We start from the raw sequence: 12,256 nt of genomic DNA, 5'->3' as shown, positions 1-12,256 counted from the left end.
TCGCCAACGCGCAAAACTCACGCCTCAACTCCATCACCGACATAGCTCCCCATGGCATCGCCCACCTCCCTGAAAGTCAGGCAAATGTGTTACCCATGTCCCCGAACAGGTGTTACCCTTGTCTCCGGTCTGTACACCCACGAGGGGGAGGGAAATCCTAGTGGAGTCAATTGACCGCCCGCCGCTTTAGCGGTGGTTCCCCTGCCCTTCATTGACATGTATCAAATCCGCTCCCGTGAGCCGCGCCTTGGCCCCGGCAACATTGAGCCCCGATGAAAACCTCGCTTGAACACCTCGAAAAACTGATCGCCTTTCCCAGCGTGAGCCGGAACTCGAACCTCGATCTCATCGCCTATGTGCATGATTTCCTTGGAGGCTTCGGCATCGAGTCACTCATCTTGCACGATGAGGATGGGCGGAAGGCCAATCTCTGGGCCACCGTCGGGCCGAAGGACAAGCCGGGCATCGTGCTGTCGGGCCACACCGACGTGGTCCCGGTCGAAGGCCAGGCGTGGTCCTCCGATCCCTTCAGGCTGGAAAAGAGAAACGGAAACTATTTCGGCCGCGGCACGGCGGATATGAAGGGCTTCATCGCCTGCTGCCTGCGCGCCGCCGAGATCGCATCGTCCCGCACGCTGCACATGCCCATCAACCTCGCCTTCTCCTATGACGAGGAGATCGGCTGCGTCGGCGTCAGGCGGCTGCTCGACATCCTGAAAGACGCGCCGGTGAAACCGCGCCTCTGCATCGTCGGCGAGCCGACGCTGATGCAGGCCGTCACCGCGCACAAGGGCAAGCTCGGCTTCCGCGTCACCGCCCACGGGCTTGAGGCGCATTCGAGACTCGCCCCCAGCGGCGTCAACGCCATCTACATGGCCTCCGATCTCATCGGCGCGATCCGTGCCATCCAGCAGGACATCGCCGATAATGGCCTGCGCGACGGCGACTACGAGGTGGCTTACACCACGCTGCATGTGGGCAAGATGCAGGGCGGCGAGGTGATGAACATCGTGCCCAACCGCTGCAGCTTCGATTTCGAGATCCGCTATCTGCCGGATGACGACGAGACCGCCGTCGTCACCCGCATCAAGGCCGCCGCCGAGGAGATCGCCGCGGGCTATCGCAACGTCTTCGGGCTCGCGCGCTTCGAATTCGCGGACTTGCAGAGCTATCCAGCCATGAACACACCCGTCGACAGCGAGGCGGTGAAGTTCGTCCACGCGCTGACCGGCGGCAATTCCACCGGCAAGATCACCTTCGGCACCGAGGGCGGTTTGTTCCAGCAGGCATTGGGCACACCCGCCGTGGTCTGCGGCCCCGGCAACATCGCGGTGGCGCACAAGCCCGACGAGCACGTGAGCGAGGCACAAATGGCGCAGTGCGACCGCATGCTGGAGAGATTGGTGGAGAAGCTGGCGCCTTAGAGCGTCCTCGTCCCACTCTCATCATGGCCGGGCGTGTCCCGGCCATCCTTTGTGCGGGACCAAAAAAGGATGCGCGGGTCAAGCCCGCGCATGATGACGAATGGAAATCAGACGCTCACTTTCATCCACTTCGGCCGCTTGCCAGCATAGGAATGAAACTCCGGCGCAAGCTCCTTCCTGTTTGCCGAGTCGAAACTGCCCAGCACCAGCGCCACCACCGGCTTGTCGTCGATGGCGCCCAGCGTGGACCCGCATTTCGGGCAAAAGCTGCGGCTGGAATAATCGGAAGACCGCCAGACGGAAGGCTTTGCGCTCCACCGGACCTTGTCCGCCGGGAACTCCACCCAATGGACGGTCAGCGCGCCGGAATGGCGCTGGCACATGGTGCAGGAGCAGGTGTGGGGTTTGAGCGGCGGCCCTTCCGCCTCGAAGCGGATATGGCCGCAGAGGCAGCCGCCTGCGTAGGTTCTCGCCATGGTTCCTCCTGTCGATGCTGGAAGTTTTGACAAGGCGGGGAGAGGCTGTGAAGAGCCTCACGGGAATGTCATCCCCGCGTGCCCTCATCACTTTCTGCGGCGCAACTCCGGCCCTGGGATGGATCCAAACCTTACGGATCTCCCGGCACGCCGTAGCTCGGCGCCTGGGTCGGGTCCACCGCGCGCTGCAGGTAAGCGCCCATCTGCGGTTTGTAGTCTTCCCACAGGCGGCGCAGCAGGCGGATCGGGTTCCCGTCGTGCCAGTCGATGCGCAGCGAAACCAGCGGAAAGGCCTGCCCGTGATGGACGATGAGGGCGGCCGAATGCACCGGCCCCTCCTCGCCGCCGGAATGGAGACCGGCTTCGAGGGACCGCAGCAGGCGTTCGGCGAGGTGCTGATCGGCATTGGCGGCGAAGGCGTCCGTCATGGCCTTCGGCAGGCTCGCGTGCTTCAGCAGATTGCCCGCCGCCACGCAGTCGCGCTGCTCGGAGACGCCATGGGTGCCCAGGATATGGGCGCCGGACCATGTGGCGGAGCGGCCCTGGTTGTCGACCGCGGTGAGCTGGCGATAGTCGATGAAGGGCCGGTCCCTGATCACCGCGGTTGCGCCCCATGTGCTGCTTCCCGGACAGCACAGGCTGACGCGGCTGAAGCACGTGCCGCTGATCGCGCTGAGGGAGGAGCCCTTCGTGCTGCTCGACATCGCGCCCAGCCGCACCTGTTTCACGCGCATCCTCGAGAATGCCGGGATCGTGCCGAACGTGGCCTTCTCGTCGCCCTCGCTCGAGGTGGTGCGCGGGCTGGTGGGCCAGGGGCTGGGTTATTCCATATTGGTGACCAGGCCCTTCGACGACCATTCCTATGCGGGCGAGGAACTGGCGGCGCGGCCGATTGCCGATGCGGTGGAGCGCGGCGTCATCGCGCTTGCGGCCTTGAGGCAAATACGCAAAACACGGCTGGTCTCGGCCTTCGAGGCGCATTGCGTGGACTATTTCAGGACCGTGAGACCGTGACGAAACCCTCCGCGACCATCATCGGCGCCGGCATCGTTGGCGTTTCCGCCGCCGCCTTCCTGCAGCGCGAAGGCTATGAGGTGACGATCGTCGACCGCGTGCCGCCGGGCGAAGGGGCGAGCTTCGGCAATGCGGGGGGCCTGGCCTTCGCCGAAATCGTGCCCACGGTTCACCCGCGCATGCTGATGAAGATTCCGGGCTGGCTGATGGACCCGCTGGGACCGCTCACCATCCGCTGGTCTTATTTCCCGAAGGCGCTGCCGTGGTTCCTCTCGCTGGCGCGCAACTCGCTGCCGGACCGGGTGAAGGCCATCACCGCGGCCCGCGCCAACCTCGCCATGCGGGTCGTCTCGGACTTCGAAACGCTGCTGAAGGCGGCGGGCACGGCGGACATGATCCGGCTGCGGGATACGCTGAGGCTCTACGACAGCGAGGCGCAGTATCTGTCCGAGGCGAAAGAGCGCGAGATCAAGAAATCATACGGCTACGAGATGCGGCGCATCTCCGGCGGCGAGGCGCGCGAGCTCGAACCCGCCCTCGGCAAGAACGTGCATTGCGGCGCGTTCCACGGCGGCTGGTTCTTCCTCACCAATCCGGGCCGCGCCGTGAAGTCCATCGCGGCTGAGATCGTCCGGAACGGCGGCGCGGTGCTGGAGGACGAGGTGGTGACGCTGGAGCGCGGGGGAAACCGCGTGACCGGCCTTCGCCTGAAGGCGCGGGGACTGCACAAGGTGGACAAGCTCGTCATCTGCGCCGGGGCCTATTCGCATCTGCTGGCGAAACAGCTGGGCGAGAAGGTGCTGCTGGAAGCCGAGCGCGGCTATCACATGGTGCTGCCGAACTCCGGCGTGAGCCTGTCGCGCTCGCTGACCTGTGCCGGAAAACCCGGCGCTGCGACGCCGATGGAGATGGGGCTCAGGCTCGCGGGTTCTGACGAGTTCGCGGGGCTCGATGCAGCGCCCAATTACGCGCGCGCCGATGCGCTGTGGAAGAATTTCAAGACCGTGCTGCCGGGGCTGCGCGAACCCGACGCCGGGACGACGCGCTGGATGGGGCGCAGGCCCGGCACGCCGGACTCGCTGCCCGTGATCGGGCCTTCGAAGACGGCGTCCAATGTCTGGTACGGCTTCGGGCACGGCCACATGGGCCTGACCTGGGGGCCGAGCACCGGGCGGCTGATCGCCGAACAGCTGACCGGCGTCAGGAGCAACATCGACATGACGCCGTTCAGGGTTGACCGATTTTAGGAGTATCGTCTTCTTCCAGCCCCGCAAGACGACGATACGGTGTTTTTCCTTGACTTTCCTGCCTTCCTATACGAAGCCTTTATTCATATTTCTGCCTGCTGCTTTTTGATATTGTGAATTCGTTTTTGCACGGCCGCCCCACGGCCCTGCCCCTCCCGTTTCCCGGCGTTGGCGCAAGGGCATTTCGCTCCCCGCCGGGGGAAAGGAACTCGGGAAATCAATGTCCTAAGGCGCGCTTTCGACACTGGACAAATCACCCCCTTTTCGAATCAATAGGCGGTGATTCGATCAGTGGTGGCGTCCGTGTTTTCAAAGTCTCCCCGCCGCGTGACGGCCGGGTTTCAGGGGAAAAATTTGGGCAAGACGCACATTGGCGAACTGTTTTTCAAGGAGAGGGTTCTCAAGCTCCCTTCGCCATGGCCCGGCCGTTTCCGCATCAGCATCGGCGAGCGCCATCTCAGATTGCTCATCACGTCGCTGATCGTTCTGTTTCTCCTCGTGCTGGGCAGCTCGCTGCTGGTGCGGCTGACCGACAGCCGCACCACCCATGTGGCCGGGCAAAACAGGCTTTCGGCCCTCCACGGACAGCTCGTGGCGCAGCGCATCAAGGCCGACATTGCGGGGGCACAGAGCGCAGGCCGCACGCCGCCGGTGCTGAGCGGCGATTACCTGCGCGCGCTGCTGCCGGCGGACGCGCTCGCCGAGGCGCGCATCTTCGCGGTGGCCGACAGCACGGGGCGGATCGCGGCGAGCGTTCCGGCATCCGAACAGCCTGGCGGCAAGCCGATCAGCGCGGTGTTGTCGCCGGATTTCGCGAAAGCGGCGCCGGTCGACACCGGCGAGATGGCGCCGCTGACGCTGGCCTCGGGCGAAGAGGTCTTCGTATCCGCATTCGGCCTCGGCGATTATCCCGGCACGCTCGTGGTTCTGCAGCGCCAGCAGGACGTGCTCTCGGCCTGGCGCTCGGGCGTCACCCAGGTGACGGCGCTGTTCATCGTCACCTTCCTCGTTCTCATGCTGCTGGGAGCGGCCTTTCACTGGCAGGCGGCGAAGGCGGCGGAGGCCGACTCGATCCTCGGGCTCGCCACCGCGCGGCTCGACAAGGCGCTGGACCGTGGCCAGTGCGGCATGTGGGACTGGGACGTGAACCGCGGCATCATCTTCTGGTCGCGCTCGATGTTCGATATGCTGGGAATGCCGGTGAAGGGCGACTACCTCTCCTTCGCCGAACTGGCGGGCCGCATTCCCGAGAGCGATACGCAGCTGGAAGAGGCGGTGGAGCAGCTGCTCGACGGGCAGATCACCGCCTTTGACCGGGAATTCCGCATGCGCCACGAGGACGGCCACTATGTGTGGCTGAGGGCGCGCGTGGCGCTGGCGCCGGGCGAGGCGCGGGGCAAGCCGCACCTGATGGGCATCGTCTTCGACATCACCCAGCAGAAGCTGGCGGACAAGCTGAACAAGGAAGCCGAGCTCCGCCTGAAGGACGCGATCGAGAACATCTCGGAGGCCTTCGTGCTGTGGGACGCGGACAACCGCCTCGTGCTGTGCAATTCCAAGTATCAGCAGTTCCATTCGCTGCCCGCTTCCGTGTGCATTCCCGGCACGCCTTACGAAGACGTGGTGCGCTCCGCCAAGGAGCCCGCCATCACCAAGCGCACCGGCATCCGCGGCGAAGGCGGCGAGGGACTAAGCTTCGAGGTGCAGCTTGCCGACCGGCGCTGGCTGCAGATCAACGAGCGGCGCACCAAGGACGGCGGCTTCGTCTCCGTGGGCACCGACATCACCGCGCTGAAGCTGCAGGAGGAGCGGCTGCGCATGTCCGAGCGCGAGCTGATGATGACGGTGCGCGACCTGCAGAAGGAGCGCCTGCTCGCCGACCAGCAGGCGCAGCGCCTGGCCGACCTCGCCGACAAATATGCCCGCGAGAAGACCAGGGCCGAGGCGGCAAACCGCTCCAAGTCCGAGTTCCTCGCCAATATGAGCCACGAGCTGAGGACGCCCCTGAACGCCATCATCGGTTTCTCCGAAGTGATGCTCTCCCAGTTGTTCGGGCCGATGGGATCTGACAAATATGCCGAGTATTCGCGCGACATTCACCGCAGCGGCCAGTTCCTGCTCGACGTCATCAACGACATTCTCGACATGTCGAAAATCGAGGCGGGGCGCATGCCGCTCGAATGCGAGACGCTGCAGGTGGACGCCGCTCTTGACGAAGTCATGCGCATCATCACGCCACGCGCCTTCGAGGGCGGCGTGACGGTGGAGCGCCAGGTGCCGCAGGGCTTCACGCTGTGGGCCGACCGCCGCGCCTTCAAGCAGGTGCTGATCAATCTTCTTTCCAACGCCGTGAAGTTCACGCCCGATGGCGGCAAGATCACCGTCTCGGCGCTCGCATCCAACGGCGTGATGGCGATCGCCATCCGCGATACGGGGATCGGGATTCCGGCGCGCGACATCGAAAAGCTGGGAAGACCCTTCGAGCAGGTGGAGAACCAGTTCACCAAGTCGCGCGGCGGATCCGGCCTGGGCCTCGCCATCTCCAGGTCCTTCGTGGAACTGCACGGCGGCGCGCTGACCATCCGCTCCACCGTGGGCAAGGGAACGGAAGTGACCGTCACCTTCCCGCTGCGCCAGACCACCACCAGGGTCGCCTGAGGCAAGCCGCGGCCAGCCGGCTCCGAAGACAGCGACTGACGGGCGGGGTCAGGGCTGATCGGGCTTGCCGGCGCCGGGCTTGCCGCGGCCCCGGTCCTCACGGTTGCGCAGATGCTGGGCCATGAGCCGGCGCTCCCCGGGCGTGAGCTGGCCGATGACGGCGAGGGCCGCGGCACTGCCCGTCTGGAACAGCGACAGGCTCTTCGCCGTGAAGCCATCCACCGCGGACTTGACCAGGGCCGGATCATAGGGCTCCGCCTCCAGCGCATCGGCGAGCGCCATCACCTGGGCCTTGACCGCCTGGCGGCCATCGCGGATGTCCTTGTCCTGCGCCTTCAGCACCGCCGTCAGCTGCACGCGGCGCGCACGGTCAAGATCGCGCAAGAAGAGGCGCGGGATGAGCTGAGCCTGGGTGAGGCGGGCATAGCGCTCCGGCGGCGGCCCCATGTACCAGCGCGCCGCAACGGCGCCCGCAACGAGCAGGTTGACAGCCAGCGAGGCGATGAGCGCCGCCTTCAGCCAGTTGACGCGGCGGGGCGCAGAGCCGGGTGCGACCGTTGCGCCGCTCATGTCAGGCCTTCCCCGGCATAGGCATCGCCCACGCCGCCCAGATCGTCCACCGGCGCATCGTCGATCAGCGCCACGCCGCCGGTGACGGCGTTGGGCAAGACGAAATCCACCCTGCCGCTGGCGCCGAGCCAGACGCCCAAGGCCAGCGAGGCGGCAAGCGGCGCCGCCGCATGGCGCCAGAAGGCGGCGCGCGGGGCGCGCGGGCGCGGCGCGAAGGGCATCACCCCGGCCTGCCGCGGCTCGGTGGCGATCCTCGCCATCAGCCGGTCCACGGCGCCGGCGGGAAGCGGCGGCGCCGAGGCATGCGCCAGCACGGCGCGCATCTCTGGGTCCCCGGAAGGATTGCTATCCTGTTTCATTCTCGTTTCTCACTGCCCCGTTTCAGCCAGGCCGGCCAGCAGCTCGCGCCACCCGGCGGACAGGCTGTCCTTCAAACCCCGGCGCGCCCGGGCGAGAAGCGATTCGAGCGCGTCGACGCTCACCTCCAGCACGGCCGCGGCCTCGATATTGGAGAGCCCCTCGAAATACACAAGCGACAGAGCGAGGCGCTGGCGCTCCGGCAGGCTTGCGATGCGGGCATCCACCAGCCGCGCGGCCTGCGCCCGGTCCAACGGCGCGTCGGGCCTCGCCTGCGGGTCCACGACATCGGGCGCATGGTCGAGCGCCGTGCCGCGCGGCTTGCGGCCGCGGTCGATCGCCGCATTGGCCGCCACGCGCATGAGCCAGCCCTTCAAAGCCGCCGCATCCCGCACCTGGGTGGGGTTCCGCCACAGCTTGACGAAGGCCTCCTGCGCCATGTCCTCGGCATCGGCCGCGCCATTGGTCATCCGCCACACCAGCCGGTAAACCGGCTGATAATGGCGGCGGGCGATTTCGGCGAAGGCCGCATGAGAGCCACCGGCGGAGGCCTCGAGGAGGCCTGCATCCGGCATCTGGCGGAAGGCCGATGGCTCTGGCGTCAAAACATGGGTCCGGTTGCTCGGTCAGTTGGCCTTGTCTCCAGCAGGCGTAACGGGTTTGCGGAGCTTGGCAATACGATAATTCTGCGCCTCGTCCAGCGTGACGGCGCCGTCATGATCGGCATCAGCCGCGGCGATCAGCCGGTCGACCGAGGCATCAAGCTCGGCGCGCGTGATTGCGCCGTCCTTGTCGGTGTCGAGATCGGCCAGGATGCGGGCGCGGCGGCGCTCCAGCGCCTGTTCGAGCGCGCCATTGAGCTCGGCGGTGGAGACCGCGCCATTGCGGTCTGCATCCAGCCGGTCGAAACGCTTTTCGGCGCGTGGCGTGATTTCGGCGGCGGTGAGCTTGCCGTTGGCGTCCACATCCGCCTTGGTGAAGGATTTGGAGCTCTTGGGCAGATAGGGCTGCATGGCGAAGGCGGTGGCGGGCGCCACGGCACAAGCGCTGAACAGGGCGATTGCAAGGGTCAGTCGGCTCATCGGACGGTTCCTCCTCTTGGCTGTCCTCACAGCAAGACGGGGGGCAAACGGGATTCCGTCGCGGGATTTCTGGATTTCTTCCGCAAGAGTATGATCCGCAAGAGCGGTTCCACTTTTGCGGATCATGCTCCAGGTCACATGCTTGAGCATGATCTTGTCGCAAAAGCGGGTTCCACTTTTGCGGATCGTGCTCGTGTCAGGAGACCGGGCCGACCAGCCGGTCGAAGATTGCCGCCACCTCGCCCTGGGCCTCCGCCAGACGCGCTTCCGCAGCGGCGATGCCGGGTGCTGCCGCCGCATTGGCGGCCAGCCGGTTGAGGGCGGGCAGCGCCCTGGCCGGGTCATAGGGCCCGTCGAGGCAGAGCCTCAGCATCTGGGTGAGGCGGTGGTAGAGCAGCCCCGCGCGCTCGAGCGCCGCGTGGTCTGCGTCCGCCAGCAGCCCGGCCCCATGAAGCTTCTCCAGGGCGGCCAGCGTATTTGTGTCCAGCACCCGCGGATGCCGGTGGGCGTGGATCAACTGCAGCGTCTGGGCGATGAATTCGAGCTCCACGAGCCCGCCGCGCGCCCGCTTCACGTCCCACAGGCCGCCCGAGCCCTGCTCCTTCAGCATCAGCTTGCGCATGGCGGTGACGTCGTCCTTCACCGCCGCGGCATCGCGCGGCTCGCACAGGCCGGCGCGGATGCGGGCCGCGAGTTCGTTCATCAGCCCGGCATCGCCGCAGAGAGGCCGCGCGCGGGTGAGCGCCAGCTTCTCCCAGGTCCAGGCGGAGGTGCTGTGATAGCTCTCGAAGCTCGCCAGGCTCGCCGCCACCGGCCCCTTGCTGCCCGAGGGGCGAAGCCGCATATCGGCCTCGTAAAGCACGCCTTCGGCCGTGGGGGCGGAGATGGCCGCAATCAGCCGCTGCGACAGGCGGGCATAATATTGGTTGACGCTCAGGGGCTTTGCCCCCTCGCTCATCTCCGCGCCCTTCGCCGCGTCATAGACGATGATGAGATCGAGGTCGGAGCCCGCCGTCATCTCATGGCCGCCGAGCTTGCCCATGGCGATCACCGCGCTGCGCCCGCCCGGCACATGGCCGTTGCGGCGGATCTGATCCTCCGTCACCGCCTGGTGCAGGCGGCCCAGCAGCAGGCCCGCGAGCTCCGAGAAGGCGCGCCCCGTTTCCGCCGCGCCCGCGGTTTCCGACAGCACGCGCACGCCGATGCGGAAGGCCTGCTCCTTGCCGACGATGCGGGCGCGGTCCGCCACCTCGTCGGTTTCCAGGCCTTCGGGCATGGCGGCGGCGATGAGCCGGGCCATCTCCGCCCCGGTGGGAAGGGACGTGAAGAAGCCGGGGTCCAGCACGGCGTCCAGCACCTTGGGCCTCCGGCTCAGCTGCTCCGCCAGCCGCGGCGCGCTGCCGAGGATGCTGGCGAGCAGGCCGAGAAGCTTGGGGTTGGCTTTCAAGAGCGAGAACAGCTGCACGCCCGCCGGAAGCCCGCCGAGGAACTTGTCGAAGGCCAGGAAGGCGAGGTCCGCATCGCCCATGGCGGCCAGCGCGGTGAGCAGCTTCGGCATCAGCTCCGTCAGCAGTTCGCGCGCCCTGGCGCTGCGGGTTGCCGCATAGCGCCCGAAATGCCAGCCGCGGATGGTGGCGGAAACTTCCGAGGGGCTCCTGTAGCCCATGCGCGAGAGGGTTTCGACGGTTTCCGGATCGTCCTCGCCGCCGGTGAAGACCAGGCTGCCGCCGGCCGTGCCCAGCTCTTCGGCGGATTCGAAGAGGCGGGAATAATGACCCTGCACGCATTCGAGCACGCGCCGCGCTTCGGTTTCGAAACTTTCTCCGCTTTCGAAGCCGCAGAAGCGGGCCATGGACAAGAAGGCGGGGTCGTCCGCGGGCAGCGTGTGGGTCTGCTCGTCATTCGCCATCTGCACGCGGTGCTCGACGGCGCGCAGGAAGCGATAGGCGGAGGCGAGCTCCGCCGCGGCCCCGCGCGTGATCCAATGGGCATCGGCCAGGGCCTCCAGCATGGCGATGGTGCTCCGCCCACGGAGCTTCGGGTTGCGGCCGCCGGCGATGAGCTGCTGCGTCTGCACGAAGAACTCGATCTCGCGGATGCCGCCGCGCCCGAGCTTGAGGTTGTGGCCCCTGACCTTCACCTCGCCATGGCCCTTGACGGCATGGATCTGGCGCTTCATCGACTGCACATCGGCAATCGCCGCGAAATCGAGATGTTTGCGCCAGACATAAGGCTTCAGCCGGTCGAGGAATTGGGCGCCGAGGCCCACGTCACCCGCGCAGGCCCGCGCCTTGATCATGGCGGCGCGCTCCCAGTTCTGGCCCTGGTTCAGGTAATAGACTTCCGCCGCATCGATGGAGATCGCAACTTGCGTGGCGCGCGGGTCTGGCCTGAGGCGCAGGTCGGTGCGGAAGACATAGCCGTCCTCGGTCACGTCCTGCATGATCTGCACGAGACGCCTCGTGAGGCGCACGAAGAAGGTGGCCGCCTCATGCGGGTCATCCAGCAGCGGCGTCAGCGCGTCATAAAGGATGATGAGGTCGATGTCGGAGGAGTAATTGAGCTCATGCGCGCCCTGCTTGCCCATGGCCAGCGCCACATAGCCGCAACCGGCTTGCGGGTTCGCGGCATCGGCAAGCCTCACCTTGCTCGCCCGCGCATAATCCGACAGCAGCCAGGAGATCGCGGCGGAAAGGGCCGCATCGGCAAAACCGGTGAGCGCCGCCGTCACCTGCTCCACATCCCAGCGCCCGGAAAGGTCCGCCACCGCAACGAGCAGCGCCACCCGCTTCTTCACCTGCCTGAGCCTCGCCATCGCCTCCGCCTGGGAGATCTCCGGGCCGATATGGCCGAGGTCTGAGAGCTGAAGTCCAAACAGCCGATCCGCATCCTCCCTGAACACGCGCCCCGCGAAGACCGGATCGCGCAACATCAGCTGCCGCAGATAGGGCGAGGCCCCGGCAATGTTCTCCGCCAGAGGCATCTGTTCCGCCGGAATGGCGCCGGGCGGCAATTCAGCCCGGAACAGCGCGACGGCGCCGCGGTCAGGCGCAGGCTGGGGCGGAGGGAGGTGCATGCCCCCGTTCTATTGCATGTCTGGCCAGAGGGAAACGGGGTGACGGCCCCTACCCCGCGCTCCAGCGCATGTTCCGATCAGGCGGAATCACCTGGTCGGAACATGCACCAAGTCAAAAGCTTGAGCATGAACTTATCGCAAAACCGGTTCCACTTTTGCGGAACGTACTCCAAGTCCGCCGCTTTTCCCACGCCAGGCAACGACGCTGCATGTCATCCCCGGCAATCCCTTCGGCGTCATCGGCAATGCGCGATATCCGCGGGCGGAGATCATAGCCCCACGCGAAGGGAACAGCCTTGCGGAAGATGCACCAACTCTCCGGCCCATCCGCTCCGTTGCCCTGCTGCCCCAG

Annotated in this window: 11 protein-coding genes; 4 read left to right on the top strand and 7 right to left on the bottom strand. The window is 66.5% G+C overall.

The genetic code is table 11. The annotated features are described in order from the left end of the window. Nucleotides 1–272: 272 nt before the first annotated feature. The gene (argE, locus tag IOC69_RS02810; protein WP_290542008.1) at nt 273–1,424 is read left to right on the top strand and encodes an acetylornithine deacetylase; all 1,152 of its coding nucleotides are present in this window, start codon (nt 273–275) and stop codon (nt 1,422–1,424) included. Between the two features lie 107 nt (nt 1,425–1,531). On the opposite strand, the gene IOC69_RS02805 is transcribed toward argE, so the two are convergent. Then, the gene (locus IOC69_RS02805; RefSeq protein ID WP_290542007.1) at nt 1,532–1,900 is read right to left on the bottom strand and encodes a GFA family protein; all 369 of its coding nucleotides are present in this window, start codon (nt 1,898–1,900) and stop codon (nt 1,532–1,534) included. Nucleotides 1,901–2,031: 131 nt separating this feature from the next. Then, on the bottom strand, nt 2,032–2,499 hold the full coding sequence (locus IOC69_RS02800) for a DUF1028 domain-containing protein (RefSeq protein ID WP_290542006.1): 468 nt from the start codon (nt 2,497–2,499) through the stop codon (nt 2,032–2,034). Here IOC69_RS02800 and IOC69_RS02795 point away from each other — a divergent pair. The 3 genes from IOC69_RS02795 (at nt 2,477) to IOC69_RS02785 (ending at nt 6,819) form a co-directional block, all read left to right on the top strand. Then, nucleotides 2,477–2,914, top strand: a complete 438-nt coding sequence (locus IOC69_RS02795) for a LysR substrate-binding domain-containing protein (RefSeq protein WP_290542005.1) — start codon at nt 2,477–2,479, stop codon at nt 2,912–2,914. The two genes, IOC69_RS02800 and IOC69_RS02795, sit on opposite strands and share 23 nt — an antisense overlap. Next, nucleotides 2,911–4,161 (top strand): FAD-binding oxidoreductase, encoded by a 1,251-nt coding sequence (locus tag IOC69_RS02790; RefSeq protein ID WP_290542004.1) that lies wholly within the window; start codon nt 2,911–2,913, stop codon nt 4,159–4,161. The genes IOC69_RS02795 and IOC69_RS02790 overlap by 4 nt, the downstream gene beginning before the upstream one ends. 354 nt (nt 4,162–4,515) lie before the next feature. Continuing rightward, nucleotides 4,516–6,819 (top strand): ATP-binding protein, encoded by a 2,304-nt coding sequence (locus tag IOC69_RS02785; protein WP_290542003.1) that lies wholly within the window; start codon nt 4,516–4,518, stop codon nt 6,817–6,819. A 48-nt stretch (nt 6,820–6,867) separates the two neighbouring features. Here the strand turns inward: IOC69_RS02785 and IOC69_RS02780 are convergent, their stop codons facing one another. The 5 genes from IOC69_RS02780 to IOC69_RS02760 all read right to left on the bottom strand — a co-directional run bounded on the left by IOC69_RS02780 (nt 6,868) and on the right by IOC69_RS02760 (nt 11,904). Then, nucleotides 6,868–7,389, bottom strand: a complete 522-nt coding sequence (locus IOC69_RS02780; protein ID WP_290542002.1) for a periplasmic heavy metal sensor — start codon at nt 7,387–7,389, stop codon at nt 6,868–6,870. Further along, nucleotides 7,386–7,748 (bottom strand): hypothetical protein, encoded by a 363-nt coding sequence (locus IOC69_RS02775; protein WP_290542001.1) that lies wholly within the window; start codon nt 7,746–7,748, stop codon nt 7,386–7,388. Before IOC69_RS02775 ends, IOC69_RS02780 begins: the two co-directional genes overlap by 4 nt. A 9-nt stretch (nt 7,749–7,757) precedes the next feature. Next, nucleotides 7,758–8,351: a sigma-70 family RNA polymerase sigma factor gene (locus IOC69_RS02770; protein ID WP_290542000.1), complete on the bottom strand. Its 594-nt coding sequence runs from the start codon at nt 8,349–8,351 to the stop codon at nt 7,758–7,760. Between the two features lie 21 nt (nt 8,352–8,372). Then, a complete protein-coding gene (locus IOC69_RS02765) occupies nt 8,373–8,828 on the bottom strand; it encodes an EF-hand domain-containing protein (RefSeq protein WP_290541999.1) in 456 nt (151 codons plus the stop codon). Between the two features lie 196 nt (nt 8,829–9,024). Beyond that, nucleotides 9,025–11,904, bottom strand: a complete 2,880-nt coding sequence (locus IOC69_RS02760; protein WP_290541998.1) for a bifunctional [glutamine synthetase] adenylyltransferase/[glutamine synthetase]-adenylyl-L-tyrosine phosphorylase — start codon at nt 11,902–11,904, stop codon at nt 9,025–9,027. Between the last annotated feature and the right edge of the window lie 352 nt (nt 11,905–12,256).

Source organism: Aestuariivirga sp., assembly GCF_020252405.1.
Classification (GTDB): Bacteria; Pseudomonadota; Alphaproteobacteria; order Rhizobiales; family Aestuariivirgaceae; genus Aestuariivirga.
The sequence above is the reverse complement of the archived record's forward strand: the minus strand, read 5'-3'. Positions and strand labels throughout refer to the sequence as shown.